At 69.0% G+C, this 26,401-nt stretch carries 29 protein-coding genes and 2 pseudogenes; 18 read left to right on the top strand and 13 right to left on the bottom strand.

Going from position 1 to position 26,401, the window contains the following annotated elements:
* Positions 1 to 70 precede the first annotated feature (70 nt).
* From IE277_RS29100 to IE277_RS29075, 6 genes are all read left to right on the top strand, one after another.
* Complete coding sequence (locus tag IE277_RS29100) at positions 71 to 1,309, top strand: sugar ABC transporter substrate-binding protein (protein WP_189956686.1); 1,239 nt, start codon at positions 71 to 73, stop codon at positions 1,307 to 1,309.
* A gap of 10 nt (positions 1,310 to 1,319) precedes the next feature.
* Positions 1,320 to 2,303, top strand: a complete 984-nt coding sequence (locus IE277_RS29095; RefSeq protein WP_189956685.1) for a carbohydrate ABC transporter permease — start codon at positions 1,320 to 1,322, stop codon at positions 2,301 to 2,303.
* The gene (locus tag IE277_RS29090) at positions 2,300 to 3,124 is read left to right on the top strand and encodes a carbohydrate ABC transporter permease (RefSeq protein WP_189956684.1); all 825 of its coding nucleotides are present in this window, start codon (positions 2,300 to 2,302) and stop codon (positions 3,122 to 3,124) included. Before IE277_RS29095 ends, IE277_RS29090 begins: the two co-directional genes overlap by 4 nt.
* 80 nt (positions 3,125 to 3,204) lie before the next feature.
* Complete coding sequence (locus tag IE277_RS29085) at positions 3,205 to 4,941, top strand: amylo-alpha-1,6-glucosidase (protein WP_189956683.1); 1,737 nt, start codon at positions 3,205 to 3,207, stop codon at positions 4,939 to 4,941.
* Positions 4,942 to 5,009: 68 nt separating this feature from the next.
* Positions 5,010 to 6,863, top strand: a complete 1,854-nt coding sequence (locus IE277_RS29080; RefSeq protein WP_229882032.1) for an RICIN domain-containing protein — start codon at positions 5,010 to 5,012, stop codon at positions 6,861 to 6,863.
* A 35-nt stretch (positions 6,864 to 6,898) separates the two neighbouring features.
* On the top strand, positions 6,899 to 7,069 hold the full coding sequence (locus IE277_RS29075; RefSeq protein WP_189956682.1) for a hypothetical protein: 171 nt from the start codon (positions 6,899 to 6,901) through the stop codon (positions 7,067 to 7,069).
* Positions 7,070 to 7,248: 179 nt separating this feature from the next.
* Here IE277_RS29075 and IE277_RS47615 read toward each other — a convergent pair whose 3' ends face one another.
* Together IE277_RS47615 and IE277_RS47610 are read right to left on the bottom strand one after the other, a co-directional pair.
* Positions 7,249 to 7,797: a Rossmann-fold NAD(P)-binding domain-containing protein gene (locus IE277_RS47615; RefSeq protein WP_229882031.1), complete on the bottom strand. Its 549-nt coding sequence runs from the start codon at positions 7,795 to 7,797 to the stop codon at positions 7,249 to 7,251.
* The gene (locus tag IE277_RS47610) at positions 7,776 to 8,489 is read right to left on the bottom strand and encodes an FAD-dependent monooxygenase (protein ID WP_229882030.1); all 714 of its coding nucleotides are present in this window, start codon (positions 8,487 to 8,489) and stop codon (positions 7,776 to 7,778) included. Before IE277_RS47610 ends, IE277_RS47615 begins: the two co-directional genes overlap by 22 nt.
* Positions 8,490 to 8,613: 124 nt before the next feature.
* Here IE277_RS47610 and IE277_RS29065 point away from each other — a divergent pair, with 124 nt between their 5' ends.
* Positions 8,614 to 9,318 carry a TetR/AcrR family transcriptional regulator C-terminal domain-containing protein gene (locus IE277_RS29065; protein ID WP_189956681.1) on the top strand — a complete coding sequence of 235 codons (705 nt, stop codon included), beginning with the start codon at positions 8,614 to 8,616 and terminating at the stop codon, positions 9,316 to 9,318.
* A gap of 98 nt (positions 9,319 to 9,416) precedes the next feature.
* Here IE277_RS29065 and IE277_RS29060 read toward each other — a convergent pair whose 3' ends face one another.
* A complete protein-coding gene (locus IE277_RS29060; RefSeq protein WP_189956770.1) occupies positions 9,417 to 10,541 on the bottom strand; it encodes an FAD-dependent oxidoreductase in 1,125 nt (374 codons plus the stop codon).
* Between the two features lie 53 nt (positions 10,542 to 10,594).
* Entirely contained in the window at positions 10,595 to 11,566 is a 972-nt protein-coding gene (locus tag IE277_RS29055; protein ID WP_189956680.1) for a Clp protease N-terminal domain-containing protein, read from the bottom strand.
* 68 nt (positions 11,567 to 11,634) lie between these two features.
* Here IE277_RS29055 and IE277_RS29050 point away from each other — a divergent pair, with 68 nt between their 5' ends.
* Positions 11,635 to 11,994, top strand: coding sequence for an excisionase (locus IE277_RS29050; RefSeq protein WP_189956679.1), 360 nt, complete (start codon positions 11,635 to 11,637; stop codon positions 11,992 to 11,994).
* A 697-nt stretch (positions 11,995 to 12,691) separates the two neighbouring features.
* The gene (locus IE277_RS29045) at positions 12,692 to 13,297 is read left to right on the top strand and encodes an O-methyltransferase (RefSeq protein ID WP_189956678.1); all 606 of its coding nucleotides are present in this window, start codon (positions 12,692 to 12,694) and stop codon (positions 13,295 to 13,297) included.
* Between the two features lie 56 nt (positions 13,298 to 13,353).
* Here IE277_RS29045 and IE277_RS47605 read toward each other — a convergent pair.
* The 3 genes and pseudogenes from IE277_RS47605 to IE277_RS29040 all read right to left on the bottom strand — a co-directional run.
* Positions 13,354 to 13,884: pseudogene (locus IE277_RS47605) on the bottom strand (site-specific integrase); the annotation flags it as partial.
* Between the two features lie 65 nt (positions 13,885 to 13,949).
* A complete protein-coding gene (locus tag IE277_RS49670) occupies positions 13,950 to 14,336 on the bottom strand; it encodes a DinB/UmuC family translesion DNA polymerase (RefSeq protein ID WP_373310909.1) in 387 nt (128 codons plus the stop codon).
* Between the two features lie 75 nt (positions 14,337 to 14,411).
* A complete protein-coding gene (locus IE277_RS29040; protein WP_189956677.1) occupies positions 14,412 to 15,632 on the bottom strand; it encodes a metal-dependent hydrolase family protein in 1,221 nt (406 codons plus the stop codon).
* Positions 15,633 to 15,700: 68 nt separating this feature from the next.
* Between IE277_RS29040 and IE277_RS29035 the strand changes: the two genes are divergently transcribed.
* Positions 15,701 to 16,321, top strand: coding sequence for a TetR/AcrR family transcriptional regulator (locus tag IE277_RS29035; RefSeq protein ID WP_189956676.1), 621 nt, complete (start codon positions 15,701 to 15,703; stop codon positions 16,319 to 16,321).
* Between the two features lie 215 nt (positions 16,322 to 16,536).
* Here IE277_RS29035 and IE277_RS29030 read toward each other — a convergent pair whose 3' ends face one another.
* From IE277_RS29030 to IE277_RS29020, 3 genes are all read right to left on the bottom strand, one after another.
* Positions 16,537 to 16,773, bottom strand: coding sequence for a hypothetical protein (locus IE277_RS29030; RefSeq protein WP_229882029.1), 237 nt, complete (start codon positions 16,771 to 16,773; stop codon positions 16,537 to 16,539).
* A gap of 277 nt (positions 16,774 to 17,050) precedes the next feature.
* Positions 17,051 to 18,481 carry a tetratricopeptide repeat protein gene (locus tag IE277_RS29025; protein ID WP_189956675.1) on the bottom strand — a complete coding sequence of 477 codons (1,431 nt, stop codon included), beginning with the start codon at positions 18,479 to 18,481 and terminating at the stop codon, positions 17,051 to 17,053.
* A gap of 29 nt (positions 18,482 to 18,510) precedes the next feature.
* Positions 18,511 to 18,864: a hypothetical protein gene (locus IE277_RS29020; protein WP_189956674.1), complete on the bottom strand. Its 354-nt coding sequence runs from the start codon at positions 18,862 to 18,864 to the stop codon at positions 18,511 to 18,513.
* A gap of 16 nt (positions 18,865 to 18,880) precedes the next feature.
* Between IE277_RS29020 and IE277_RS29015 the strand changes: the two genes are divergently transcribed.
* Positions 18,881 to 19,255: a hypothetical protein gene (locus tag IE277_RS29015; protein ID WP_189956673.1), complete on the top strand. Its 375-nt coding sequence runs from the start codon at positions 18,881 to 18,883 to the stop codon at positions 19,253 to 19,255.
* Between the two features lie 799 nt (positions 19,256 to 20,054).
* Here the strand turns inward: IE277_RS29015 and IE277_RS29010 are convergent.
* Positions 20,055 to 20,756, bottom strand: a pseudogene (locus tag IE277_RS29010) (IS630 family transposase); the annotation flags it as partial.
* A gap of 221 nt (positions 20,757 to 20,977) precedes the next feature.
* On the opposite strand from IE277_RS29010, the gene IE277_RS29005 reads away from it, so the two are divergent.
* From IE277_RS29005 to IE277_RS28980, 6 genes are all read left to right on the top strand, one after another.
* The gene (locus IE277_RS29005; protein ID WP_189956672.1) at positions 20,978 to 21,187 is read left to right on the top strand and encodes a hypothetical protein; all 210 of its coding nucleotides are present in this window, start codon (positions 20,978 to 20,980) and stop codon (positions 21,185 to 21,187) included.
* Positions 21,188 to 21,943: 756 nt separating this feature from the next.
* A complete protein-coding gene (locus IE277_RS29000) occupies positions 21,944 to 22,162 on the top strand; it encodes a hypothetical protein (RefSeq protein WP_189956671.1) in 219 nt (72 codons plus the stop codon).
* Between the two features lie 154 nt (positions 22,163 to 22,316).
* Positions 22,317 to 22,658 carry an ArsR/SmtB family transcription factor gene (locus tag IE277_RS28995; protein WP_189956670.1) on the top strand — a complete coding sequence of 114 codons (342 nt, stop codon included), beginning with the start codon at positions 22,317 to 22,319 and terminating at the stop codon, positions 22,656 to 22,658.
* Between the two features lie 2 nt (positions 22,659 to 22,660).
* Complete coding sequence (locus IE277_RS28990) at positions 22,661 to 24,391, top strand: SulP family inorganic anion transporter (RefSeq protein WP_373310920.1); 1,731 nt, start codon at positions 22,661 to 22,663, stop codon at positions 24,389 to 24,391.
* The gene (locus IE277_RS28985) at positions 24,388 to 24,801 is read left to right on the top strand and encodes a pyridoxamine 5'-phosphate oxidase family protein (protein WP_189956668.1); all 414 of its coding nucleotides are present in this window, start codon (positions 24,388 to 24,390) and stop codon (positions 24,799 to 24,801) included. The genes IE277_RS28990 and IE277_RS28985 overlap by 4 nt, the downstream gene beginning before the upstream one ends.
* On the top strand, positions 24,798 to 25,223 hold the full coding sequence (locus tag IE277_RS28980; protein WP_189956667.1) for an ATP-binding protein: 426 nt from the start codon (positions 24,798 to 24,800) through the stop codon (positions 25,221 to 25,223). Before IE277_RS28985 ends, IE277_RS28980 begins: the two co-directional genes overlap by 4 nt.
* Before the next feature lie 103 nt (positions 25,224 to 25,326).
* Here the strand turns inward: IE277_RS28980 and IE277_RS49280 are convergent, their stop codons facing one another.
* Entirely contained in the window at positions 25,327 to 25,665 is a 339-nt protein-coding gene (locus IE277_RS49280) for a hypothetical protein (protein ID WP_189956666.1), read from the bottom strand.
* A 46-nt stretch (positions 25,666 to 25,711) separates the two neighbouring features.
* Between IE277_RS49280 and IE277_RS28970 the strand changes: the two genes are divergently transcribed.
* Positions 25,712 to 26,062: a zinc ribbon domain-containing protein YjdM gene (locus IE277_RS28970; RefSeq protein WP_189956665.1), complete on the top strand. Its 351-nt coding sequence runs from the start codon at positions 25,712 to 25,714 to the stop codon at positions 26,060 to 26,062.
* 123 nt (positions 26,063 to 26,185) lie between these two features.
* Here the strand turns inward: IE277_RS28970 and IE277_RS47590 are convergent.
* On the bottom strand, positions 26,186 to 26,401 hold a 216-nt coding region (locus tag IE277_RS47590; protein ID WP_229882028.1), incomplete at its 5' end, for a hypothetical protein.

Genomic DNA, 26,401 nt, shown 5'->3' with positions numbered 1-26,401 from the left:
GCCGTGCCCGTTCTTCCCCGTCACCCCGTGTCCTCGGCACCCGCATGTCCAGAACAAAGGAACCCCTGCGATGAACAGCTCCTCCAGACAGCGCCGTCTGACCGCCGCGGCCGTGACCGCACTGGTCATGGCCGTCACCGCCACCGCCTGCTCCTCCGGCTCGGGCAGCAGCGGCGCCGGGAGCGGCACGTACACCATCTGGGACCCGTACCCGCAGTTCGACAAGGCCTCGGCCTGGACGAAGCTGCTGGACCAGTGCGGCACCAAGGCCGGAGTGAAGATCAAGCGGACCGCCTTCGACACCAGCGACCTGGGCAACAAGACGCTGCTCGCGGCCCAGCAGGGCAACTCGCCGGACGTCCTCATCGTCGACAACCCGGTGGTGTCGACCCTGGCCGAGGCAGGCGTGCTCACCACGACCGACGACACCAAGCTGGACACCTCGAAGGCCGACCCCAACCTGCTCGCCGCCGGCCAGTCGGGCGGCAAGACCTACGGCACGCCGATCGGGGCCAACACCCTTGCCCTCTACTACAACAAGAAGGTGCTCAAGGAGGCCGGCGTCGACATCGCCTCGGTCAAGGACTGGACGTCGCTGACCGCGGCGCTGGAGAAGGTCAAGAAGGCGGGTAAGAAGGGCATCACCTTCTCGGCGATCGGCACGGAGGAGGGCAGCTTCCAGTTCCTGCCCTGGCTATGGGGATCAGGCGCCAAACTCACCGCACTCGACTCCTCCCAGGCCGTGTCCGCCCTCTCCCTGTGGAAGGACTGGCTGAAGAACGGCTACGCCCCCAACTCGGTGCTCAACAACACCCAGACGACCAGCTGGCAGGAGTTCGCCGGCGGTGACTACGCGTTCAGCGAGAACGGCACCTGGCAGCTCGCCAATGCCAAGAAGGCCGGCCTCGACTACGGCGTCCTGCCCATCCCCGGCGCGAACGGAGGCAACGCCGCGGCCCCGACCGGCGGCGAGTTCGTGACCATCCCGGTCCAGCAGGACACCGGCCGCTACACCACCTCCCAGAAGCTGGTCACCTGTCTGACCAGCACCGCCAACCTCTACAACACCGACACCACCCTGTCCTACGTGGCCCCCACCGGCGAGGTCCAGGGCAAGCAGGTGGCCGCGAACGCCGACCTGAAGCCGTGGGTGGCCGCGGTGAAGGCAGCCAGGGGCCGCACCAGTGACGACCTGGGCACCAAGTACCCCAAGATCTCCGAGCAGATGTGGAAGGCCGTCCAGTCCGTTCTGAGCGGTTCCAAGTCGCCCAAGGACGCCCTCACTTCGGCGCAGGCCGCGGCCAAGTGATGTGAGCCCGATGAAGCAGACGACACGTCCGCCGGACCTCCGGCCCGCAGGCGTCCGGGACGGGGCGGCCACCGCCGCTCCGCCCCCGGCTCACAGCCCGAAGCGCCGCCGGCCCACCTCCACGCAGTGGGCCGCCTGGGCCTTCCTCGCCCCGGTGACCCTCTACCTCGCCCTCTTCTATGCCTATCCGCTGTACCGCAACATCGACCTGAGCCTGCGCAACTACACCGTCCGTTCCTTCGTCCAGGGCGACGCCCCGTTCACGGGCCTGGCCAACTACCGCAAGGTCCTCGACGACCCGACCTTCGCCCCGGCCCTGCTCCACACCGCGGTCTTCACGGCGGTGTGCCTGGTCTTCCAGTACGCCGTCGGCCTGGCCCTCGCGGTCTTCTTCAACCAGAACTTCCGTCTGTCGGCCACTCTGCGCGCCCTGTTCCTCGTACCCTGGCTGCTGCCGCTGATCGTCTCGGCCTCCACCTGGTCGTGGATGCTGAACAGCGAGTCGGGCGTCGTCAACGCCGCCCTGCACGCCCTCGGCATCGGGCCGGTGAACTGGCTGACCTCGCCCTCGTGGTCGCTGACCTCGGTGATCATCGCGAACATCTGGATCGGCGTCCCCTTCAACCTGGTCGTGCTCTACAGCGGCCTGCAGTCCATCCCCACGAGCCTGTACGAGGCCGCCGCCATCGACGGGGCGAACGCGTGGCAGCGTTTCTGGCGCGTCACCTTCCCGCTGCTGCGCCCGGTGTCCGCGATCACCCTGCTCCTGGGGCTGATCTACACGCTCAAGGTCTTCGACATCATCTGGATCATGACCAAGGGCGGCCCGGCGGACTCGTCCACCACCTTCGCCACCTGGTCCTACCAGCTCGGCTTCGGCAACCTCCTGCCGGCCTTCGGCCCCGGCGCGGCCGTCGGCAACCTCCTCGTGGTCGCCGCACTGGTCTTCGGCCTGGTCTACGTCCGGGTCCAGAGAAAGCAGGCCCTGTCATGAGCCGAAGCCGCAGGCGTACGTGGGTGAAGACCACGATCGGTGTCGTGCTGACCGGGATCATGCTCTTCCCGGTCTACTGGATGCTCAACGTCTCCCTGACCCGCGACCAGGACATGCGCAAGAGCCCGCCGGACCTGCTGCCTCTCCACGGCACCCTGGCCGGCTACCGCACCGTCCTCGACGAGCAGTTGCCCTACCTCGGCACCAGCCTCGTCATCGGCCTGGGCACTGTCGTGCTGACCGTCGCCCTGTCCGCACCCGCCGGTTACGCCCTGGCCAAGCTGCGCCCTCGCGGCGGCGGCATCCTGAACTTCGTCCTGCTGGCGGCCCAGATGATCCCCGGCATCATCATGGCGATGGGCTTCTACGCCATCTACCTGCAGCTCGGCCTGCTGCAGTCCGTCCCCGGCCTGATCGTCGCCGACTCCACCCTGGCCGTCCCCTTCGGCGTCCTCATCTTCACCGCGTTCATGTCCGGCATCCCCGGCGAACTGCTCCAGGCCGCCACGACGGACGGCGCCGGGCCACTGCGCACCTTCTGGTCCATCGTCCTGCCGATCAGCCGCAACGCCGTCGTCACCGTGTCCCTGTTCGCGTTCCTGTGGTCCTGGTCCGATTTCGTCTTCGCCAGCACCCTGGTCAACGGCGGCGCCCACGAGCCGATCACCCTCGGCATCTACCACTACATCGGCAACAACAACCAGCAGTGGAACGCCATCATGGCCACCGCCGTCGTCGCCTCCCTGCCGACCGCGGTCATCCTCGTCCTCGCCCAGCGCTACGTCGCCGCCGGTGTGACCGCCGGTGCCGTCAAGGACTGAGTCCCCCAGCCCCGGTGTGCGACGGCTGACCCCATGCGTCAGCCGGCCGCTGCCCCTTGCCCAGAAACGAGTCACGCCACATGACCGCCGCCCGAACCGGCCCGGCCTTCTCCGTCCACGACATCCCGTTCAGCACGTACGGTTCCTGGTTCGACATCTCGCCCGTCGTGGCGGAGAAGACGTACGCCGAGGACCTCCACCTCGTCTCGCACCAGAACGGCATGCACGCCGTGCTGCGCCTGGTCCCCCTGAACACCACAAAGGACGACCGCGCCGAGACCCGCGTCGAAGCGACACCGGGCCTGCTCAGCTGGATCGGAGCGAGCGGACACATCGACCTCGCCTACGAGTCGCCGGACACCGTACGCCTGCGGGGGAGCGGCCTGGGCATCGGCGTCCTCGCCGCCGCGCACGCCCTGACCCCGTTCAGCGGAACGTACTTCTTCCACGACCCGGCGGCGGACGCGTACGTCTTCACGTCGTACGAGACCGGACGCCGGTACCGCGTCACCCTGCTGTCCGGCATCATCGCCGAGGCGGAAGGAGCCCAGGCGCTGGGCAGCGCAGATCGTGGACTCGCCATGACAGGGGAGGGGGACGGCGCCTGGGAGATCGCGATCGAGGAACTCGACACCTCCCGTTCCCCGTACGCGACCTCGGCGACCTTCGACAACATCGTGGAGTCTGCGCGGGGCGCGTTCGCGGACTTCGTCGACGCGGTGGCCCCCTGGCGTTCGTCCGCCACACCGGCCGCCGAACTGGCTGCCTACGTCGTCTGGTCGGCGACCGTACGCCCGGCGGGCCTGGTCACCCGGCCCGCTGTGCTGATGTCCAAGCACTGGATGGACAAGGTCTGGAGCTGGGACCATTGCTTCAACGCCCTCGCCCTGGCGCCTGGTTGCCCCGAACTGGCCGTCGACCAGTTCGCCCTGCCCTTCGATCACCAGGACGACAGCGGCGCCCTGCCCGACTCCGTCACCCACTCCGAGGTCCTGTACAACTTCGTCAAGCCGCCCATCCACGGCTGGGCCTTCGGCCACCTGCGCCGCCGCCTGCCGACACCCCTCGACCAGGCCCAACTAGCCGAGGTGTACGCCCGGTTGAAGCGCTGGACGGACTTCTGGCTCACCGCGAGACGGGCCCCCGGCGCCGAACTGGCCCACTATCAGCACGGCAACGACAGCGGCTGGGACAACGCCACCACCTTCGACCCCGAGCGCGTCGTGGTCACTGCCGATCTGGCTGCCTTTCTCGTACTTCAGCTGCACGAACTCGCCGACTTGGCAGGAGAGTTGGGCAAGGCGGACGAGTCGCGCCGTTGGACGGCCAAGGCCGCGGAGACACTGACGGCGCTCATCGACCAGCTCTGGACCGGCGACCGGTTCGTCGCCCGGGGAGTCGCCGGCGGGGACACCTGGAGCAGCGCCAGCCTCCTCGACCTGATGCCCATCGTGCTGGGCGAGCATCTGCCCGGTGAGGTCAGCAGCGCGCTCGCCGACCACATCAAGGCCCACCTCACCCCGTACGGCCTGGCCACCGAACTGCCCACCTCGCCGCACTACCTCGCCGACGGTTACTGGCGCGGCCCGATCTGGGCCCCCGCCACCGTCCTGGTCGAGGACGGCCTGCGCCGCGCCGGGCACCACCGGCTGGCGGACGACATCAGCGCCCGTTTCCGCGCCCTGTGCGAGACCTACGGCTTCGCCGAGAACTTCGACGCGCTCACCGGAACGGGTCTGCGCGACCGCGCCTACACCTGGACCGCCAGCAGCTACCTCCTGCTGGCCGAGGCATACGCGCACCGAGCCGGCCGCTGAGCGGCCACCTCCCGCACCGCCCCGGGGCCGCACGGACTCCGGTCATCCTCACCCACAGGAGCCGCACGATGAAGTCACCGACAACCCTTCCCGGAACCACGACACGTACCAGGCGCCGAGCGGTCGCGTCCGCCGCCGTCCTCATGGCAGCCCTGGCCTCGACCCTGGTGCCCGCCGCCCCTTCCCAGGCCGCCGACACCAGCGTCACCGTCGACTTCGCCAACGCCGGGGGCGCGCCCACCTACCGCGCCTCCGGCATGATCTACGGGATGACCCCGAACGGGTCGCTGCCGCAGGACCACTTCTTCAAGGACATCAAGTGGCACTTCATGCGGGCCGGCGGCGCCCAGCTCAACAGCGGTGGCTACGGCACCAGCCTCGCCGACTACCAGACCCGCTGGAACGCCACGCTCGCCCAGTACAAGCACACCGCGGCCCTCGGCGGCACCTTCGTGCTGCTCCCGCACGACCTGTGGGGCGCCGACAGCACCACCAGCCAGGGCTGGCCCGGCGACAACGGTGACTGGACGAAGTTCGACAACTTCGTCACGCAGCTCATAAACGACGTCAAAGCCAACAACATGACGGTCCAGTGGGACCTGTGGAACGAGCCCGACGGCAGGGGCTTCTGGGCTCCCTCGCAGAGCCAGTACCTGCAGATGTGGTCGCGCTTCTACGCCCGGGTGCGGGCGGCCTTCCCGGGCCAGCTCATCGTCGGCCCCAGCATGGCGGGCCAGCCGACCTCCTCCAACACGTGGTGGACCACGTACCTGAACTACGTCAAGGCGAACAACGTCGCCCCCGACATCTACAGCTGGCACGACGAACCCGCCGACCCGGTCCCCGGAGTCTCCAGCGCCAACGCCACACTCGCCGCCGCCGGCCTGACCAACACCCGCCCGTACCAGATCAACGAGTACGGCGCGTTGTCCCAGCAGAACCCCGGCGGCGGCGCCTGGTTCATCGGCCGCCTGGAGCGCGCCGGCGCCGACGGGCTGCGCGGCAACTGGGCCTCGGGCACGAACCTGCACGACTACGAGGCCAACCTGCTCACCAAGAACAGCGCCGGGCAGTACCTGCCGCTCGGCGAGTGGTTCATGTACCGCTACTACGGCTCGCAGACCGGCAACATCGTCAACTATGTCCCCGGCAGCAACAACGACGGCCTGGCGACCAAGGACAACAACGCCAAGAATGCCAAGGTCCTGATCGGCAGCAACGGGAACACCGGCAATGTCACCGTCAACCTCACCGGCCTGAACACCACGTCGGTGGTGGAGAGCGGCAAGGTCCGCGCCGTCGTCCAGCGCGTCCCGTACAACAACGGCGCCGCGGTGGCCGGACCCGAGACGGTCTCCGACACCACCCTGTCCGTGAGCAACAACGCCGCCTCGGTCACCCTCCCGTACACCAACGCCAAGGACGGCTACACCGTCACCCTGCTGCCGCCGTCCGACACCACCGTCTCCACGGTCGCCGTCAGCGAGAACAGCGGGCAGTGCCTGGACGACACCAACCTGAGCACCGCGGGCGGCACGCAGTACCAGCAGTACCTCTGCGAGGGCGGCTACCAGCAGATGCTCGACCTCAAGCCGGTGAGCGGCAAGACCAACACCTACACCGTGGTCAACGAGCTCAGCGGCAAGTGCCTGGACGTCTCCGGGGCGTCCACCGCCGAGGGCGCCGCCGTCATCCAGTACACCTGCAACGGCGCCACCAACCAGCAGTTCACCCTCAACCCCGTCAGCGCGCTCGGCAACAGCAAGGACTACCAGCTGGCCGCCGTCCACAGCGGCAAGTGCGTCGACGTCAGCAATGTCTCCACCACGGCCGGCGCCCTGATCCACCAGTGGACGTGCGACCCGGCGAGCGCCCTCGCCACCAAGAAGAACCAGATCTGGCGTCTCATCGGCAAGTCCTGACCGCCCTGGCCCGGCGGTCGCCTGGACAGGGGTCGGTGACCGCCGGGAAGCACTCGCAGTACGCGTTCTGCAAGGCCGTCGGGGACGGCCGAAGCCACACGTGCCACCTGTCCTTCCTCAAGGACCAGACCCTGGACTTCACCATCTACGGCAACAACTTCCATGGCAGCATGACCGACGGGGTCGGCTACGACTTCCCTGCCTGACGAGAGTCGGGGTGCTGGCGGATTGAGCGGGGCCGGGAGGCGAGCGGCGACCTTTCCGCCCCGCGGTGACGACAGCTCGGCAGTCACCCCCGCAGGAAAGGCAACCGAGAGCGCCCTGTGCGGCCAGATCGATGGTGCACAGCTTCACCGTCGCCCTGCGCCGCCTCGCAGTCAGGTGGTCACCGCTGGCGGCGTGCTCCCCGAGGGCCGACCCGTCCGCTCACGACGCCGAACGCAGCAGCCTTGGGCAGTTCGGCCGCGTAGTCGGGCAGGTCGACGCTGCTGATCTGCTTGCCCATGTCCAGCATCTTGTTCAGGAGCCAGCGCCGGTTCAGCAGCCCGTTGCGCACCCATAGCCCGGTCGCGGTGCCGGGCGCCAGGAACGGGCCGGTGCGGTCGCCGCCCTTCTGGCAGCCCTGGGCGTAGTCACGCAGGGTGTGCTCGTAGCGGGCGAAGGCGGTGCGGTGGTCGCCGCGGGCCCGGGCCAGTTCGCCGGCCAGGACGTACGCCGCCACCACGGCGGTGCCGGTGCCCATCCCGCCGATGGTGGCCCCGCAGGCGGCGTCGCCGAGCAGGGCGATCCGGCCGGTGGACCAGGTGGGGACGTCGGCTCGACTGATCGAGTCGAAGTACAGCTCGGGGGCCTGCCCCAGGCTCTCCAGCAGCCGGGGCACCTCCCAGCCGAGGCCTGCGAAGGCGTCCCGGATCAGCGTCTTCTGCTGTGCCACGTCATGGCGGTCGTAACGGAGTTCGGTCGAGGCGAAGACGAAGAAGGCACCCGCCCGGGTCGGGTCGCGGTGGTCGGCGCCGACCGCGGCAAGCCGCCGGGGACGTTGAGGCCGACAGAACCGGGCGGCAGGTCCAGATAGTTGGGCAGCTGCCAGGTGGCCGCGTAGTAGCCAAGGTGGCGGACGTAGTGCTCCTCCGGGCCGAAGGCGAGTCGACGGATGTTGGAGTGCAGCCCGTCGGCGCCGATCACCAGATCGAACTCGCGTGGTGCGCCCTGCCGGAAGGCCACGCGGATTCCTGTGGGTGTCTCCTCCAGGGCGGTGATCGAGTCGTCGAAGAGGTACTCGGTGCGCGGGAGGCTGCGCTGGTACAGCACCTGGGCGAGTTCCCCGCGCGGGACCTCGACGTCCCCGCCTGCGAAGTCGGCCGGCAAGTGGAGGAGCTGACGGCCGCGCCCGTCGATGAAGGTGATCGGGCTGCCGCCGGTGTCGAGCGCGCGCAGCTCGTCGAGCACACCCATCCGCTCCAGCACGGTCAGGTGGGTCTCGCCGCGGAAGTCGACCGCCTGGCCGCCGCCACGCAGGGCGGGGGCCAGCTCGACGACGGTGGTCTCGAAGCCGTACCGCCCCAGCCAGTAGGCCAGTGCGGGACCGGCGATGCTCGCGCCCGAGATCAGGACCTTCGTGCTCATGTGAACCACTCCATCCGAGGCTGTCGAGTAACTGCGTCCAGCGGACACTGTTTATTGCTGTGTACGGTAGACGCAGTTAGATCGCCTCGCAAGGGGCGGCCTGAACCACAGGACGGAGCGGGAATTGCGTGAGGAAGCGAACGGGGCGGTGCGGCTGCTCTGGGGATCGCCCGCCAAGCCGTCCCGGGGGCCGAAGCCCGCGCTGAGCCTGGCGCGGATCGCCGCGGCAGGCGTTGAGATCGCGGATGCCGAGGGCCTCGGCGCCGTCTCGATGCAGAAGGTGGCCGGGCTGCTCGACTTCACCAAGATGTCGCTCTACCGCTACGTGCCCGGCAAGGCGGAGCTGGTCGCGCTCATGGTGGAGGCCGCGGTCGACGAACCGTCACAGGCTGTGGATGCGCTCGGGTGGCGTGATCAACTAACGGACTGGGCAAAGCAGTTGGCGAGGTCGTTCACCGAACATCCGTGGTTGCTCGACGCCACCGTCGGACCGCGGGTGATGGGCCCCAAGGAACTCGGCTGGCTGGAGCGGGTGGTCGCGGCCCTGGACGGATACGGGTTGACCGGCTCCGAGCGGATGGACGCTGCGGTGCTGCTGGCCGGGCACGTCCGGGGCATCGCCGAGCAGGCCCGCGCGGCCCGGCCGAACGGCTCGCCCGAGGCGGAACTCCTGGTCGCCCTCGGCCCCCTGGTGCACCAGCACGCCGACCGCTTCCCCGCGCTCGCCGCGGCCATGGCCTCACAGGACGGCCGAGACCAGGCGCTGGACTTCGGCCTGGAGCGCATCCTCGACGGTCTGGAGGCCCTGATCACGCGCCGCACCCGGTAACTCGGGGAAGATCAGGCGCAACCGGTCGTCCCGCGAGACCCGAACCGCGGTGATCGCGCTGGATGGGTGGCCGGTTGCCTGGTCACATTCGGTTGCCTTCAGCCTGGTTGGAAGAACGCGAGCATTTTCCGGCTGGCGTCCGGCGACGCCAGGATTTCCTGGATGCGCGCGGACTGCCGACCGGCAGCGCTGGTACGTTCGAACATCTCGCGCTCATATTCCTTGACGGCGGCGGGAAAGTCGTCCGGGTGCGCAGCCAGCGCGAGGCCGAGCAGGGCGCCGTCGAGCAGCGCCATATTGGCACCCTGCCCCACCGGCGGCATCAGGTGCGCGGCATCGTCGAGCAGCGTGACGCCTGGCCTCGACGGCCAAGTCAGGCCCGCCGGGAGCGTGGCGATCGCCCGCGGCAGGACCGCGTCGTCGCAGGCTGCGATCAGCGCGGTGAACCGTGAGTCCCAGCTGGCGAACAGGCCCATCAGCCGCACCCGGGCGGCGGCTGGGTCGCCGAACGGGATTGCGCTGGTCGCGAACCAGTCCTCGGCTGTGTTGTAGAAGCTGAGGTAGATGCGCACGCGGCCGTCGCCGCTGCGCTGCGCCGACAGTGATTGTCCGTTGCCGAGCGCCCAGTAGTTGCCGCGCCCAACCATCGCTGCGAGGTCGGGGTGGGTACGGTCGATGTCAGGAATACCGAGCTCAACGACGCTTTGGCCGGTGTGCGCTGGTTTGGCGTCGGTGAGCAGCGCACGGACCCGGGAGTTCGCGCCGTCGGCGCCGACCAGCAGGTCGTACGTCGCACTGCTGCCGTCGGCGAAGTGCAGCAGACCGTTGTCGACGGATTCCAACGCGTGTCCCCAGCGCACCACGTGTTCGGGCAGAGAGTCCAGCAGCAGGTCGCGTAAATCGGCACGGTCGACCTCAGGTCGCTCCAGCGGGGCGTCGTCGGGCGTGTCCTCCTGCAGCAGCAGGGTGCCGTCCGACTCAAGAAGACGCAGGTCCTGGCCTGCACGACGGGCAATGGCGTGAAACCGGCCGATCAGACCGGCCTCGCGCATCGCCTGCTGCCCGGTCCCGGTGTGCAGATCGAGCATGCCGCCCTGGCCGCGCGCGCCACGCGACGGTTCCCGTTCGTACACGACGGCGTCGATGCCTTTCACGTGCAGCACACGGGCAAGGGCCAGGCGGCCCAAGCCGGCTCCGATGATGGTGATGGTCGCGCTCGCCATGCCCCCGTCTTCGCCTGTCCCGCCGACCGGCTCCGGCGCACTGATCAGCCGGTTCACCGGCGGAGCCGAGGTGCGAGCACCGTACGCACGGCCTTGGCCACCTTGTTCTCGGCCGACCCGTCCTCTTCTTCGGGTTCCGGTTCCAGGATGCGCTGGAGCTGCAGCAGCAGCTGGTTGGTCGACCGCCAGAGCGGGACGAACATGCCGACGACCGGCCCGACGCCCTGGATCGGGCTGTCGGACAGCTCGGTGACCTTCCTGGCGACCGTGACCGTTGCCGGGTCCCGCAGGATCAGGTGCACCTCATCGTCGACCAGCCGGATCTCCATCTTGCGCGCGGCGGCCTCCTCCGGGTTCGCGTCCGTGGTCGTCTCCGGATCCAGTTCGTCGATCTTGGCGGCGACCGCGTCCGCGTCGACCCCGAGTTCGCGCAGCACCCGAGCCGCCATGCTGTTCTCCGCCCGCAGCATCGCCTCAAGTAGGTGATGACTGCCGACCGCTGCGCCACCGGCCAGCGCGCTGGCGGTGGACACGGTGTCCTCGGTGGCGGGCGTGCCGGCCGGCCACGGGCTGGCCGAGAGGTCCTGTGCTCCCTCCACCGATGCCAGCACCGCGGCACGAATCCTGCTGATCGGACTGATCCGTTCGGCAAGCACCTTCGCGCCGACGCCCTCACCCTCCCTGATCAGGGCGAGCAGGATGTGTTCCGTACCGATGTCGTTGTGGTGCAGTTGCTGCGCCTCACGCAGGGCCAGTTCCAGCGTCTTCCTCGCGCTCGGCGCGAACGGGATATGGCCGCTCAGCTCCTTGGTGCCGGGCTTGACCGCCGTGGCGATGTCGGCCTGCGCCGTCTCCTTGTCGTACCCGAGCTGGTGCAGCACGTTCGCCGCCGTGCTGTCGGGTACATCGAGCAGCCCCAGCAGGATGTGCTCCGTGCCGATGTGGTCGTGCTTGAGCAGCCGCGCCTGCTCCTGGGCCGTGACGACCACCTTGCGGGCTTTCACCGTGAACCTTTCGAAAGTCATGGTTCTATGGTCGCAACCCTGTCAATACACTGTTATTGACAGGGTCACGGTATCGAAGGGAGGGTTCGATGGAGACACCGTCGGACTGGGAGGACCGTCTCGCGCGCTGGCAGAACGAGCTGGAGCTGTTCGAGCAGCTGGACGAGACACCCTGGGTCACGCTGGCCAAGGCGGAGGCCGAGACCGGCGTTTCCCGCTCCGCCCTGCGGTCCTGGTACCGCAACGGTGAGATCCGGTCCCGGCTGGTGGACGGCCCGAACGGGCCGCAGCGCCTGGTCCAGCTGAACGCGGTGATCGAGCGCGCCGCCGCGTCACCGCGCATTCAGCGCAGGGCGGAACGAGAAGTCAGCCTGGAAGCCCAGGTCACCCTGCTACGGCACCGGGTCGACCAGCTTGAGCTGCGGCTGGCCGCACTGGAACGGAAGTGACTGCTTGCAGCGACGGTCTCCTCGTGGATGACCATGGGTATGGTGACCCACTCGACCGGGCGTGAGACAGGTCGAGTGCGGCAAGACGGTCGAGGACCGGTTCGAGCCGACGGGCGCTTTCCGGCTGCCGATCGAAGGTGAGCTGCTGACCGGAGAGCCGAACGTCGTCAGATCCTCGGCTCTCAGGGAAAGAGCTGTCACCCGTGCCCGCTGAAGTCCCAAGGCGTCGTTCAGCGAAGTGTGTGGGTTCGCAGATTCCTGGGTGCGTTCGAGAGGGAACTTGGCTGTACATGGGCTCTGATTCCGGCGAGGTTGTGCGGGTCCGGCTTCATCAACCAGGGTGGGCGGCCTGGCCGCGTCCGGGAGGCCGGCACACGCCGTGCGAGCTGTTTCACCGAGTCCTCAAGGCCGATGGAACCGGGTGGCCAGGACGGCCACGCCCCGTCGACGACGAGCAGGAACCCGTCGCTCCAGCTCCGCGAACGCGTCGGCCCGAGACCCGGTGACATGTGCCACCGTATGGGCCTGCACGTGTTTGCGCTCACTGGCCCCGACGGTGGTCTCGAGGACCACCGCCCATATCGTCATGCTCTCCGCCCTGTCCGCTCGCGTTCCCTGTACCGGCCAAGGATGACCCATGCCCCCAAGTCAGGGGATTCCGGCCCCGGCGGTTCCGGGTCGGCCCATACTGAGGAGTATGTCGATCGACGGAACCGCGGCCCACCGCGCCCGCGCCGGAACGCTGCCTCCGCTCGTCGAGCGCGCCGTCTCGGCCGCGCGTCGGCACGGCTTCGGCCACTCCTGCCGACCCGAGCAGGGCCGTCTGCTGCAGCTGCTGGCCGGCGGAGCCCGTCGGCGCATCGCCGAGACCGGCACGGGATGCGGGGTGGGCCTCGCCTGGCTGGCCGACGGGGCGGAACCCGGCGTCGAACTCCTCAGTGTGGAGCTGGATCCCGCGCGGGCGAAGGTGGCGGCGGACGTCTTCGCCGATGTGCCGCAGGTGCGGGTGCTGTGCGCGGACTGGACCGAGATCTACGCCCACGCGCCCTACGATCTGCTCGTCCTCGACGGCGGCGGTCAGGCCAAGGGGAGCGGGGCGGCCGACCCCGAGCGGCTGCTGGAGCCCGGCGGCGTGCTCGTCGTCGACGACTTCACACCCTCCCGGACGTGGCCGCCCTCGTACGCCGGGCGTGCCGACACCGCCCGGTTGCACTGGCTGGAGCATCCGGCCCTGCGCACCGTGGACCTGCCGCTGGCGGCCGACCTGAGCACGGTGGTCGCTGTCCGGCGCATCGACCGGTGAAACGCCAAATGGCCCTGTCCGTCGCTGAGTTGGTCACTATCGCGGGACCTGATCCGAGCCGGCTGCGACGGCGGGATCCGTAGTCCGAAGTCACCGCGGTGACGCGGCCGGTTGAAAGGGTCGATCGGCGACTCGACGCTCACGTCGAAGCGGCGGGCGATCTCACCGGCATACCGCTGCTCAAGGAACGCGAAGTATCCGTCGATCGTGTTCATCTTCGTGCGAACCGTCGAGCGCGCCCGCTTTCCCGGCCCGGCGAAGTAGTGATCCACATGCCGCGGCTGGAGCCGCCACGGGACGAGGCTGAAGTGCTCACAGACCTCGATCACCGGCTTGACCAGCTTGTCGATGGTTCTGGGCATCAGCCCGGCGGCATCGCGCGCCCGCTGGTACTCCGCGAGGGTGTCCACGAAGAAGCCGTGCTCGTCCTCCGCACCACTTTCTGCCGCCCGACGCCGCTGCAGCGTCAGCACGTCCGCCAAGCCCGGCTCACCGCCGACTGCGCCAGACCCCTCTTTGGGGGCAGGAACCACCACCAAGTGACGAGTCTCGGAATCCACCGTAGACACGCAGATTACGAAGTCCACTCGCATAATCTGCGAGTAACTACAGCAATCTCACGCGACCGAGGGGTGGTGCGAACACAGGTCCCCTACCTGCTGAAATGTAGATTTCCCTCCCCGAGGCCCAACAGCGAACCCACTCGCACTCCACTTGCTTGCGCGGTGCCCGCCAGTACTGCAGTGTGAGCCGTGGGTTCTGGAAGCACTCGCTTCCGGGCGGTCGTAGACCGATCCGCGTAATGAACTGTGAGTGTAAGCGCGCTAGCCACCTGGCCGTCCGTTCTCAATTTCCTCCCGTCGGCGGATCGGGAAAGGACGGCGACACGAAGACACCTGGTGGGATGGCGCCACCGATTCCGGGCTTCGGCGGTGACGGAGCGACCTCGGGAACCGCCACTGGCGGCTGTGCCACCGGAATTGACACAGGTGTCAGCGTTCCCGGCCCGCGGTCGTTCCCGACCGCCGACCTCGTGCACGCCCGCATCGTGGAGGTGACGAAGCAGCTTCTTGCCGGACTGATCAGGCCCACAGGCCGGTCAGCGGAAGCTTTCTCAGAGAACGGCACCGGCTTTGACCACGTGCCGCAGGTGCCGCTCGGGGCGGGTGAGGACGGCCAGGTCCGCCAGCGGGTCGCCGTCCACCACGAGCAGGTCGGCGTGCGCGCCCGGCGCGAGGGTGCCGATCTCGCCCTCCATCCGCAGCAGGCGGGCCGCCGTGCTCGTGGCGGAACGGATCACATCCGCAGCGGGCTGGACCTGGGCGCGCAGGGTGAACTCCTCCAACTGGGCTGGGTGCAGCGGCCCGAGCAGGTCACTGCCGTAGACCAGGTTGACGCCCGCGCGATGGGCCTTCTCCAGGGCGGCCAGCCCATGGTCGCGGACCTGGGTGAGCTTGCGGTAGGACGATTCCGGAAGGCCGGACTGCCGGCTGAGTTTCGCCGTCTGCTCGTAGGCGATCAGGGTGGGTACCAGGAAGGCGTCTCGCTCCAGCAGCAGGTTGATGGTTGCGTCGTCGATCAGGTTGCCGTGTTCGACGCAGCGCACACCGGCCCGCAGGGCCCGATCGATGGCGCGCGGGTGGTAGGCGTGCGCGGTGACGTACCGGTTGTGGTTCTCCGCTTCCTGCACGGCGGCGCGTATCTCGTCCTCGCTGTACTGGACGGCCGCGATCTCGTCGTGCGGCGAGGCCACCCCGCCGGAGAGCAGCACCTTCAGATGGGCGGCGCCCTTGCGGAACTCGTCCCGGGCCGCCCTGCGGACGGCGTCGACGCCGTCCGCGATCCGGGCGAAGTTGGGACGGCTCTCGCAGCAGGGCATCGAGTCGTCACCGAGCGGGCGCAGGTCGCCGTGGCCGCCGGTCTGGGAGAGGGCCTTTCCGCCATGGATGAGCCGCGGGCCGAGTGCCAGCCTTTCGGCCAGGGCTCGGGCCATGCCGTGGTCGGCGCCGCCGACGTCGCGGACGGTGGTGAAGCCGCGGCGCAGCATCCGTTCGGCCTCCGCGAGAGCCCGGACGGTCAGGTATCCGGGGGTCCAGGAGGCGACGGCGGCCAGGTCGAGGGAAGTGACCAGCAGGTGGACGTGGGCGTCGATCAGGCCGGGCAGCACGGTGGCGCCGGCCGCGTCGAGCACCCGCACGTCCTGCCCGGCGCCGGGCGGGCGGCCGGTACCGGTGGCGGCGATCCGGCCGTCGGCGACCTCGATCCAGGCCGGGTCGGTACGGGTGCCGGTCTCGGGGTGGAGCAGGTGGGCATCGGTGATCAGCAGTCGGCTCATGGCGGTGGTCCTCTCACGACCTCGTTTCAATACGACTCGTATTGAATACACCATGTATCGTGATTGCTGTGAATCCCTCCCCGGTCGAACCCCCGACGCCCCGGCCCCCGCGGCGCCGCGTCCACACCAGAGCCCGCATCCTGTCGGCGGCGGGCGAGTTGTTCCTGTCCGCGGGATACGCGCGGACGAGCATCGAGGACATCTGCGCCGCCGCCGGCTACACCCGCGGAGCCTTCTACTCGAATTTCGCCACCAAGGAGGACCTGCTACTGGCGCTCTTCGACGAACAGGCAGCCGAACGGATGACCGAGCTGGAGCACCTGGCCGCCGCGGCCGAACAGTTGGGGCCCGAGGAGCGGGCGCGGCGGCTGGTCGAGGCACTGCTGCGGGTCGAGGCCGCCGAAACGGGGTGGATTCTGCTCTTCCTGGAGTTCCGCCTGCTGGCCGCCCGTACATCCGAACTCGCCAAGCGGGTCGCCGTGCACGACCGCACAGTGACGGCGGCGCTGGCGGCCCTGCTGGAGCGGGTCCTGCCGGAGCTGGTACCACCCGGAGCCTCCGCGGAGCAGGCCGCCGAGGTGATCCTGGCCGCACGCGAGGGCCTGCTCGCCCGCACCGCCGCGGGTGGCCCGACCTCCGAGCAGTTGCTGAACGCGGCAACGGCGGTGTTGGCCGGGCTGCTGGGCTGACACGGCGAAAGAGGCCGCCCCGTCACGTACGGACGCCGCCCGTTCGCCCGATCCGGAACCCGGTCCGACCGGACAACTCGGCTGACCAACGACCTCGTGCACGGTTGGCCGTGGCCCGTCGAAGGGTTGGCATTGTCGGTGTTCACGCTCGAAGTCCGTGCTCGAGGGTGGCTGTCTGCTGGTGTGAGAGCAGACCGGCGACGGCTTGGACGATGTCACTCATGTGCTCGCGTCGGCCAAGGTGTCGGGCGAGAGCCCCCCAGTTCCTCAGGTGTGCGATGGCTGTGCTCGACGCGGATGCGCCGTGAGGAATGTGCCTTGGGCTGCTGCTCGTGCCGCTCCTCGTACCAGGCCGGAGTGTTCTTCTCGAACTTGGGATGTGGTGGTGTCACCACGCGTCCGCCGGTCTGCGCGCCCATGCCCTGATAGCCGGCATCCGCGAGGATCTCCATGAGCGGTCCTGCTCGTCCGGTCCTTCCGGTCGTGCCCTGCCTCCGGGCCGGACAGGCGCCGGGCTCGCCGCCGGCGGCGTCCGCTGCGGGCCCCAGACGGCCAAGCGCGGGCCCCGCCCCGGCCCCGGACAACAGCCTGTGCCCGCCGAACTCATCGGCCTGTTCCTCGAACCCGCAGGGGCCGCAGTTCGTCGAGTAGGTCCGCGACGTGGCGGGCTTCCACCGGGATCCGCCGGAGCGCGCAATCGTGTTCTGCGTCGGACGAGAAGTCGCAGATTCAGGCCCTGGACCGCTCGGCCCCGCCGCTGTGCGAGGTGCCGAGGCGTAGTCGTGCTTCGGCTGCGCGGGGATTGTCGATCTGCTCGTACAGGGTGGCTGATTCGGTCCAGGCCTCTCGGGCCTTGGTGGTGTTTCCGAGGGCGGAGTGGATGTCGCCGGTGGCGAGCAGGCTCTCGGCTTCGTGCAGGGTGTACCCGTAGGCGCGGGCCAGGGCGAGCCGACGTGATGCGTAGCTGTGAGCCTTGTCGTACTCGCATGTGAGGAGGTAGACCTCGGCGATGTTCGCCAGTAGCACGGTAATCCGGAAGCTGTCGGCTTCCGGTGTGTCGAGGATCTCCAGGGAGCGGAGAAGACTGGCGAGTGCCAGGTCGTAGTGCTTCCTCGCGAAGTGGATGGTGCCGATGTTGCAGTGCGTGGCGCCGATGCGGCCGTGGTCTCCTTCCTTCTGGTAGATCGTCAGTGCCGCCCCGTAGGAGTCGAGCGCCTCAGCGTGTTTGCGCTGCTCGCCGAGGACTTTCCCCAGGCCGTTGAGCCCGTAGGCCTTGGCGCGCTCGTCGCCCGCCTGATGACACAGGTCCACCGCCCTGCGCATGCAGGCTTCGGCCTCGTCCAGGTTGGCGCCATGGCCGCGACGCGCCCGCTCGGCGTAGGCCCATCCCAAGTTGCACAGGGCCCGCGCCTCTGCGGGGCGGTTGCCCGCCTTTCCCGCTGATTCCGCGGCCATCTGACTCACCCGGACGCTGTCGTCGATTCTGCCGCTCTCGGAGGAGAGGCGGTTCAGGTAGCGACCCGTGTGCCAAGCTGCGTCGTAGAGCCCGCAGCCGGCGGCGGTGCTCAAGACGTGTTCCAGGTTGGTCTCGTCGATTGCCAGCCATGCCAAAGCCATGTCGTGGGAATCGAACAGTGCCGGATCGCTTCCGCAGGGCACCGTGGGTGGGTCTGCTTCCTTCTGGAGCGCGGTGATGGCGTTGCAGACACTGTGCGTGTGCCAGGACGTGATCCTGGCGAGCGCCGCTTCGCCGGCCGCCTCGCCGTCCTGTCCTACGAGGTCGACGGCGTAGACACGGAGCAGGTCGTGTAGTTCGTAGCGTCCGCTGAGTCTTTGTTGCAGCAGGTGCTCGTCCAGGAGCATTTCCAGCGTGGCACTGGTCTCGGCGAGGGTGCTCTCGGCCGGCGCGGCGGCGGCCTCTGCGCTGAAATCCGGGCCCGGATGGAGTCCGAGCAACCGGAACAACTGCTGTGCTGCGTGCGGGAGCGCCTCGTAGGACACGTCGAACACGGGGCGGATCGCGCGGCCGCCGGCGCGGATCGCCTCCAGCCGCCAGGCCTCCAGCCGGTTGGCCAGGTCCGCAAGGCTCCAGGCGGGTCGGGACCGTAGCCGGGCCGCGGCGAGCGCCAGGGCCAGCGGGAGGTGATCGCAGTACTGCACGATGCGGGCGGCTGCTGTGGGTTCGGCCGCTACACGGTCGTGCCGGCGATCCGCATGAGCAGGTCCAGTGACTCGGCTTCGGGGAAGGTGTCGATCAAGTGGGGGGCGATGCCGTCGAGGCCGGCCAGGCTGCGGCGGCTGGTGATGAGGACCAGGCAGGTGGGACTGGATGGGATCAGGTCGCGGACCTGGTCCTCGTCGGCCGCGTTGTCCAGCAGTACCAGCGCGTTGCGCTCGCGCAACCGGTCGCGGTACATCACCGCTCGTTCGTCGAGGCTCGCGGGGATCTGCTGGGCGGGAACGCCGAGCTGACGCAGAAAGGTCTCAAGGACCGTGGATGGGTCGGTGGGTGGGAGTTCGGGGTCGAAGCCGCGCAGGTTCACGTGGAGCTGCGTTTCGGTGAAGTGGCCACAGCGGACGAGTTCGTGGGCGGCCGCTGATCGCGAGCTGGGTCTTGCCCACGCCGGCCATGCCCTCGATAGCGGAAACCACCACCGCGTTGGCCACATCACCATCGCGGGACTGCGTCGCGGCCTCTATGAGCCGGGCGAGCTCCTCCCGGCGCCCCGTGAACGTCGCGAGATCGGCAGGAAGCTGGCCGAACACCCCGACCGGACCGCCGCGTTTCGCCAAGCCGTGCACTCTGACGCACGCCGCACGCCAACGGGCCGTTCCGGGCTCGTCCACGCCCAGCGACCGGACGATCGCCACCACCAGATCCAGATCCAGGCGCCGCCGCCGGGACTTGAAGGCATCCACGAGCGTGGAGGGTGACACCACCCGCGCCGGCCGCATCAGCGGACCGACCCGCTTCGCCAACACCCGGTACGAAGGCATCCCCGCCCACGCCCGCAACTCACCCAAAAGAGCGACGAACTGCGCCAGATCCTCAGCCCCGCCCGGATCCGGCATGGACCCTCGCTGCTCAACCAGGATGCGCCCATGAAGTTGTGCCCCTGACAAGCGAGTCTAGGAGCGGGGTGTACGGGTTCGTGCGGGAAACAGGACTTCACCCGGCTCCTTGCGACAGCCTGGGCTTACCGACCTCGTCTTTGCACTGTGCTTCAGAGAAAGGCAAAGCCGTGATTCTTCGTAGCAAGCTCGCCGCGCTCGCCATAGCCGGAGGCGTTCTCGCAAGCGGCGCGCCGCCGCAGCGGTGCCGGCAAGTGCCACGGCGGTCACAGCCGCCACGGGCGCCACCCGTACGCCGTCGATGGCGGCGATGCAGGCGCTGGTGAGACACGTCTACAACTCTCCCAACCCGAAGGCGGCCCTTGACGCTCTCGCCCTCAAGGAGAAGGGGCTGTTCACACTCGCCACCAGGCCGTACGGCGCACCAAAGGTGCACCGCATCTCCACCGCGAGCCCAAACCCAAACACGGGGCGCGTGGCCGCCGCGTACACCGGCTGCTGGGGCCACTCCGATTCAGTCGAGTGGGACAACTTCTGGGGCTGGAAGTTGTCGGATAGTTACCAGACGACCAACATCCAATTGGTACGGCCTCAGTACGTACAACGCAGTTTGGGAAGGCCGCGGGGCGATCCAGTTCAACTGGACGACGGGCACCGGGGACCAGCACACCGACTGCCTTGTGAAGTGCGGGTGGAAGCGGGGATGAGACAGCAGCCACCTCCGGACCGGCTCGGTCTTGTGGGTGCCGTAGTTGTCCACGATCAGATGCACGTCGAGGCCGGCCGGGACCTCACGGTCGAGCTCGGCAGGGAACTTCTTGAACTCCGCGGTGCGGTGGCGGCGGTGGAGCGAGCCGATCACCTTCCCGTTCGCCGCATCCAAAGCGGCGAACAGGGTGGTGGTGCCCGCACGCAGGTAGTCGTGGCTGCGCCGCTCGGGCACCCCGGGCACCCCGGGCATCATCGGCAGCACCGGCTGTGACCGGTCCAGCGCCTGGATCTGCGACTTCTCATCCACACACAGCACCAGCGCCCTCTCCGGCGGATCGAGGTACAGACCCACCACGTCGTGCACCTTGTCCACGAAGAGCAGGTCGGTGGACAGCTTGAACGACTCGCTACGGTGCGGCTCCAGGCCGAACGCCCGCCAGATCCTCGACACCGTCGACTGAGACATTCCGGCCCTACGGGCCATCGAGCGGGTTGACCGGTGCGTAGCATTCCTCGGTTTCGTCTCGAGGGTGAGCCGCACCAGTTCGGCGACCTGCTCGTCGGTGACCGTGCGCACTCGGCCGGGCCGGGGCGCATCGCCCAGCCCGTCCAGCCGGTGGGCGACGAACCGGGCCCGCCACTTGGAGACCGTCTGGGCCCACAGTTGGCCACAAGGATCTCCCATGAACGGTGACAGAGGCATCCGAGGAGCGAGTCGGCTCAGAGCAAAGGCTGTTGGGGCGCCGTGTGGCGTGCACATCATCGACAGCAGAAGGCTGACTCGGCACATCAAGGTCGTCCACGGCCGCCCGGTGCCGCTACGAGACGCAGACACCACCAGCTGGTCCACATCGACCGACAGGAGAACACATCATGCCCGGAGACTTCAGCGGCGGTGCCGTCAAGGTCATCACCACCGCCGCTCTGGCGGGAGCCACGTTCCTCGCACTTGCCGCGCATGCCCATGCCGCGGCTCCCAAGCCGTCGGCAGTCAGTGTCAGGGCCAACGCTGTGACGCCCGCCGCCTCGGCCACCGAGTACGGTCTCCTCGCTGTCCAGCCTGACGTCAGGGCCGGCCAGTAGTTCACCCCGGTCACCACCGCCCGTCCGGTCCGACCCGCGCCCCCGCACCGTGCCTGGCCAGGGTGTCCAGCACCGCCAGGCCATGGCCGTCCCACGGGACGCGGTGCGGGTCGGGCGGGACGGGCGGTCCTCATCGCCGGGACCGGCCACCGTGAGTGGCTGCGGATCGCGGCGCGCCTGGAGCAGTCGGTCCTGGTGAGGCGTATCCGTTCTCCGCAGGTGGAAGGGTACTTATCCATTTCTGGCGGAACCGTTTGGTCCGCGCCGATGCGTGGAGAGACTGGTACGCCTCACCGCACGAACGGTGCACCGACCGCGCTTGCGAGCCGATCCACGCCCGAGATCACCGAAAGGATCAGCCATGCCAGATTGGTCTGGAGGAGTCGCGCCCAAGGACCTCGTCGGGGACGTGGGCCCTGACGTGACGGTGCCTGTTGCCGAGGAAGCCGCCAGCGAAGCCTCGTCTGGGGAAGCTGCAGCCCAGAAAATCCCTGACATTGACGCGGAAGTGAACAGCGAGTAGCCCTTCCGGGTCGCAGGCCCACCCGCGGTAAAGGGTGGGGCCGGGCGGCCCTTTCCTCCCGCCGTCTGATGACGGCACGCGTCTCGCCCAGGGCCCGGTGGCCGCCGCCCGGCTTCTGCCAGGTGCGGCTGCCCATTCAGTCGTGCCCGTCACGCACCCCTCCCACGCCTGCGTGTCCAGTCAGGTCTGCGCGGCTGGGTGCCACAGGCCTTTTTCCGGCGCATGCTGGTGTCATGGACGGGCGGCCTCCGGTGGTTGTGCTCCCGCCCGCGCAGGACGGCGGGCGGCGGGTGACGATCCGCAGTGAGCCCATGGGTGCTGCCTACAGCCTGTTCGACGTGCTCGAATTCCTGCACCAGGCGGGCCTGCCGACCGCCGACACCGCGATCGACGACCCCGCGCTGATCGAGTGGCGCGGCGGCGGGCCATACGACTGGCCCAACAGGACATAGGTACCCACTCCCGCAAACCACAACAAGCCAGATAGCTGAATTGCAAAATTTCGCAATTGGTTAGATGCTGTGTCTGTTGTGCTCGCACGTAGCCGTGGGCACGGCTTCTGTGTGTCACGCCCCGGTGGGGCTGTGTGAGGGAAGCTGAGGGGTCGTGTCGGTTCCGCTGTACCAGGCGAAGGCCGAGTTCTTCCGGATGCTGGGGCACCCGGTCCGGATCCGGGTGCTGGAGCTGCTGCAGGATGGGCCGATGCCGGTGCGGGAGCTGCTGGCCGCCATCGAGGTGGAGCCTTCCAGCTTGTCCCAGCAGCTGGCGGTGTTGCGCCGCTCGGGGATCGTCACCTCCGTCCGTGAGGGCTCGACCGTCGTCTACGAGCTGGCCGGCGGCGATGTCGCGGACCTGATGAAGGCCGCGCGGCGAATCCTGACCGAGATGCTCGCCGGGCGGAACGAGCTGCTGGCCGAGCTGCGGGAAGCCGAGGTCACCGCCCGATGAACATGACCCTTGCCCGGACGGTCCGGGCGCGGATCACGTCGCTGTTGCCCTCCCGCTCCGATCTGGCGCAGGTTGGGCGCGATCCGCGCCGGGACCTGCTCGCCGGACTCACGGTGGCCATCGTGGCGCTGCCCCTCGCCCTGGGTTTCGGGGTGTCGTCCGGTCTCGGTGCCGAGGCGGGCCTGGCGACCGCCGTGATCGCCGGCGCGCTGGCTGCCGTGTTCGGCGGTTCGAATCTGCAGGTGTCGGGGCCGACCGGCGCGATGACGGTGGTCCTGGTGCCGATCGTCGCCCAGTACGGTCAGACCGCCGTACTCACGGTGGGTCTGATGGCCGGCGTGATGCTCGTCGTCCTCTCCATGCTCAGGGCCGGTCGTTATATGCAGTACGTGCCGGCGCCCGTGATCGAGGGCTTCACCCTCGGCATCGCCGCAGTGATCGGGCTCCAGCAGGTGCCGAACGCGCTCGGCGTGCCCAAGCCCGACGGTGACAAGGTACTCGTCGTCACCTGGCATGCGATCGACGAATTCATCAAAACCCCGCACTGGACCGCCGTCGGCCTCGCCGCTGCCGTGGTCGTATTCATGCTGGCCGGTGCACGGTGGCGGCCGACGGTGCCGTTCTCCATTGTCGCCGTGATCGCCGCCACGGTCGTGGCCCAGGTCGCCCACCTGGACGTGAAGCCGATCGGCGACCTACCAGCGGGACTTCCCGCGCCCTCCCTCTCCTTCCTCCACCTCGGCTCGCTCGGCTCGCTGCTCGCCCCAGCGGTGGCGGTGGCCGCGCTGGCCGCGCTGGAGTCGCTGATGTCCGCGGCCGCCGCCGACGCGATGACGGTGGGGCAGCGGCACGATCCGGACCGGGAGCTGTTCGGCCAGGGTCTGGCCAACATCGCCGCCCCGCTGTTCGGCGGCGTCCCGGCCACCGGCGCGATCGCCCGTACTGCTGTCAATGTCCGCACGGGCGCGGGCTCCCGGCTGGCTGCCCTCACCCATGCCGCCGTCCTGGCGGTGATCGTCTTTGCGGCGGCGCCCCTGGTGTCGAAGATCCCGCTGGCGGCTCTGGCAGGCGTGCTGCTGGCCACCGCGATCCGCATGGTCGAGGTCGGCTCGCTGAAGGCGATGGCGAAGGCGACGCGGTCCGACGCGGTGATACTCGTCCTGACGGCGGCGGCGACGCTGGCTCTGGACCTGGTGTACGCCGTCATCATCGGCCTGGTCGTCGCCGGCGCTCTCGCGCTGCGGGCGGTGGCCAAGCAGGCCCGCTTCGACCAGGTGCCCCTCGACCGGGGCGATCACAGCGCCGAGGAGCATCAGCTGCTGGCCGAGCACATCGTCGCCTACCGGATCGACGGTCCGCTGTTCTTCGCAGCCGCGCACCGCTTCCTGCTGGAGCTGACCGAGGTCGCCGACGTCCGGGTGGTGATCCTGCGGATGTCGCGGGTGTCGACGATGGACGCAACCGGTGCCCTGGTCCTGAAGGACGCGGTGGAGAAGCTGCACCGGCGCGGGACCCTCGTCCTGGCCTCGGGGATACGTCCCGGTCAGCGGCAGGTCCTTGACTCCGTCGGCGCGCTGGAGCTGCTGCGGCGCGAGGGAGGGGAGTACGCCACCACACCGGGGGCGATCCGTGCCGCCCGCGATCACCTGGAGACGGCCGGAGTCCTGCCCGCTGTCCCCGCCCAGAGGACGAGCCCGATGAGCGCCGACAGCAGCGAGGAAACCATCCGATGAGCGCACCCTCCAGCACCCCGCGCATGGTCGAGGTCTCCGGCGCGGAAGCGGTGTGGCTGCTGGAAGCCGCGGAGCTGGGGCGGCTGGTGTTCGTGCAGCGTGAGGTGACGGTCGTACGGCTCGCCCGGCACGTGTGGGAGTACGGCCGGCTCATCGTGCGGACCCCCATCCAGCCTGCCGCCGTTCCGCTGAGCGCGACCTACCAGGCCGACGACATCCAGGAAGCCCTCGGCACCGGCTGGACGGTGACCGCGTCCGGACCGGCCGAGGTGATCACCGATCCGGACGAGGCCGCCCACTACCTGCGCACCTTGTCCGGCTGGACGCACGGCCCGCACGACACGCTCGTGCGCGTCCACCCGCAGACGGTCACCGGTTTCCGCCTTGTCCGGGGAACGGGGAAACAGTGACCACGCAGCTGGAGGCGCTGCCGCACCGCCACGTGCTCACCCTGCCCGCCGTACCGGGGGCGGTCCGCGTGGCCCGTCAGACTGCTGAGCAGATCCTGCTGGAGTGGGACATCGGGCTGCGGCATCCCACCGTGGATCCGGCCCTGCTGATCCTGAGTGAGCTGGTCACCAACAGCGTGCGGCACGCCGCCGTCCTGTCCCCGCGGCTCACCGTGTTCTACGCCGCGGGCAGGGACTGCCTGGCCTTCGCCGTCCATGACCGCCACCCCTATCAGCCGCCGCTCTTCGGCGCGGTGACCGGAACGGGTGCCGGTGGTCTGGGCACCGTGATGGAGCTTGTCCTCGGCCTGGGAGGTACCGCGGTCGTCCGCGCGGACGCCGACGGCAAGGGCAAGAGCGTCTGGATCACCTTGCCCCTGTGACCTCAGCCTGTCCCATCCCGCAGCAGCACAAGGAAGTTCCCCGTATGACGATCGACTGGCGTTACACCATCGAGCAGGATCTCGGCGTCCTCTCCGTCGCCGGCTATCTCGGCCCGGAGGCGGTGCGCCGCTTCAGCGGTGCGACGGCTGGGTCGTCGCCCGGGGCACCGGGCCGGTCGTCCTGGACCTGTCCGAGCTGCGTGGCTGGTCCGCCGAGGGCCAGCTGGCCATCACCGACGCCGGCCGCCGCCTCGCCGATGCCGGGCGGAGCCTGGAACTGGCCGCCATACCCGCCGACGGCTCGCTCGTCCCGGCCGGCGACTGCCCCGACATCCCCGTCCACTGCGACCTGACCGCAGCCCTCGCCGCCCACGGACGAGTACCGGACGCGGTCGCACAGGGGCAGCAGGAGTGGCGCACCGACGGCTGGCCCGCCTGACACCCGCCTCACATTCGTATCGGCTCACTGAAAGAAAGACACTGGACCCATGAGTGAAAACCTTCCCCCTTGCCCCGAATGCTCCTGCGTGTACTCGTACGAGATGGGCGCGCTGCTCGTCTGCCCGGAGTGCGGCCACGAGTGGTCGCCGTCCGCCGCAGCGACCGACACCGGCGGGGACAGGGTGATCAGGGACTCGGTCGGCAACCTGCTCGCCGACGGCGACACCGTGACGGTGGTCAAGACGCTCAAGGTCAAGGGCAGCCCGTCCGGAATCAAGGCGGGCACCAAGGTACGCAATATCCGCCTCGTCGACGGCACGGACGGCCACGACATCGACTGCAAGATCGACGGATTCGGCGCCATGCAGCTGAAGTCCAGCGCGGTCAAGAAGGTCTGAACCGGCCTCCGGCCGCCGGGCCGGCGACGCCGTTCAACCGCGGTCGCTGTCCTGAGCCGACCACGAGAGATGGCCGCCGAAGGACAGCGAGAGCATTGCTGATGTTAGCAATGAGCGAGGTCATCACCGCTGAATATGGGCGGCCTGGCTCCTCGGTGCGCGTTCGGTCCTGCCGGTGCCGCGCGCGAGGATGGGGCGCATGTCGTTGACGAGTGGGTGGACGCGATGCCGAGTGGACCGGCGGCCGACCAGGCCGTGTCGTGCCGTGCCGTGCCGGGGAGAGGGCCGCATGGTGAGCACGCCGCTGTACCAGCTGAAGGCCGAGTTCTTCAAAACGCT

The sequence above is a fragment of the Streptomyces alanosinicus genome (assembly GCF_014650595.1).
Taxonomy (GTDB): domain Bacteria; phylum Actinomycetota; class Actinomycetes; order Streptomycetales; family Streptomycetaceae; genus Streptomyces; species Streptomyces alanosinicus.
This window is presented reverse-complemented; position numbering and strand designations above follow the sequence as displayed.

What these genes read in the sequence shown, in the direction of transcription:
- IE277_RS29100 (WP_189956686.1), top strand. Translation starts at nt 71, where the DNA reads ATGAACAGCTCCTCCAGACAGCGCCGTCTGACCGCCGCGGCCGTGACC.
- IE277_RS29095 (WP_189956685.1), top strand. Translation starts at nt 1,320, where the DNA reads ATGAAGCAGACGACACGTCCGCCGGACCTCCGGCCCGCAGGCGTCCGG.
- IE277_RS29090 (WP_189956684.1), top strand. Translation starts at nt 2,300, where the DNA reads ATGAGCCGAAGCCGCAGGCGTACGTGGGTGAAGACCACGATCGGTGTC.
- IE277_RS29085 (WP_189956683.1), top strand. Translation starts at nt 3,205, where the DNA reads ATGACCGCCGCCCGAACCGGCCCGGCCTTCTCCGTCCACGACATCCCG.
- IE277_RS29080 (WP_229882032.1), top strand. Translation starts at nt 5,010, where the DNA reads ATGAAGTCACCGACAACCCTTCCCGGAACCACGACACGTACCAGGCGC.
- IE277_RS47610 (WP_229882030.1), bottom strand. Translation starts at nt 8,489, where the DNA reads ATGAGCACGAAGGTCCTGATCTCGGGCGCGAGCATCGCCGGTCCCGCA.
- IE277_RS29060 (WP_189956770.1), bottom strand. Translation starts at nt 10,541, where the DNA reads ATGGCGAGCGCGACCATCACCATCATCGGAGCCGGCTTGGGCCGCCTG.
- IE277_RS29055 (WP_189956680.1), bottom strand. Translation starts at nt 11,566, where the DNA reads ATGACTTTCGAAAGGTTCACGGTGAAAGCCCGCAAGGTGGTCGTCACG.
- IE277_RS29050 (WP_189956679.1), top strand. Translation starts at nt 11,635, where the DNA reads ATGGAGACACCGTCGGACTGGGAGGACCGTCTCGCGCGCTGGCAGAAC.
- IE277_RS29045 (WP_189956678.1), top strand. Translation starts at nt 12,692, where the DNA reads ATGTCGATCGACGGAACCGCGGCCCACCGCGCCCGCGCCGGAACGCTG.
- IE277_RS29040 (WP_189956677.1), bottom strand. Translation starts at nt 15,632, where the DNA reads ATGAGCCGACTGCTGATCACCGATGCCCACCTGCTCCACCCCGAGACC.
- IE277_RS29030 (WP_229882029.1), bottom strand. Translation starts at nt 16,773, where the DNA reads ATGGAGATCCTCGCGGATGCCGGCTATCAGGGCATGGGCGCGCAGACC.
- IE277_RS29005 (WP_189956672.1), top strand. Translation starts at nt 20,978, where the DNA reads ATGCCCGGAGACTTCAGCGGCGGTGCCGTCAAGGTCATCACCACCGCC.
- IE277_RS29000 (WP_189956671.1), top strand. Translation starts at nt 21,944, where the DNA reads ATGGACGGGCGGCCTCCGGTGGTTGTGCTCCCGCCCGCGCAGGACGGC.
- IE277_RS28990 (WP_373310920.1), top strand. Translation starts at nt 22,661, where the DNA reads ATGACCCTTGCCCGGACGGTCCGGGCGCGGATCACGTCGCTGTTGCCC.
- IE277_RS28985 (WP_189956668.1), top strand. Translation starts at nt 24,388, where the DNA reads ATGAGCGCACCCTCCAGCACCCCGCGCATGGTCGAGGTCTCCGGCGCG.
- IE277_RS28970 (WP_189956665.1), top strand. Translation starts at nt 25,712, where the DNA reads ATGAGTGAAAACCTTCCCCCTTGCCCCGAATGCTCCTGCGTGTACTCG.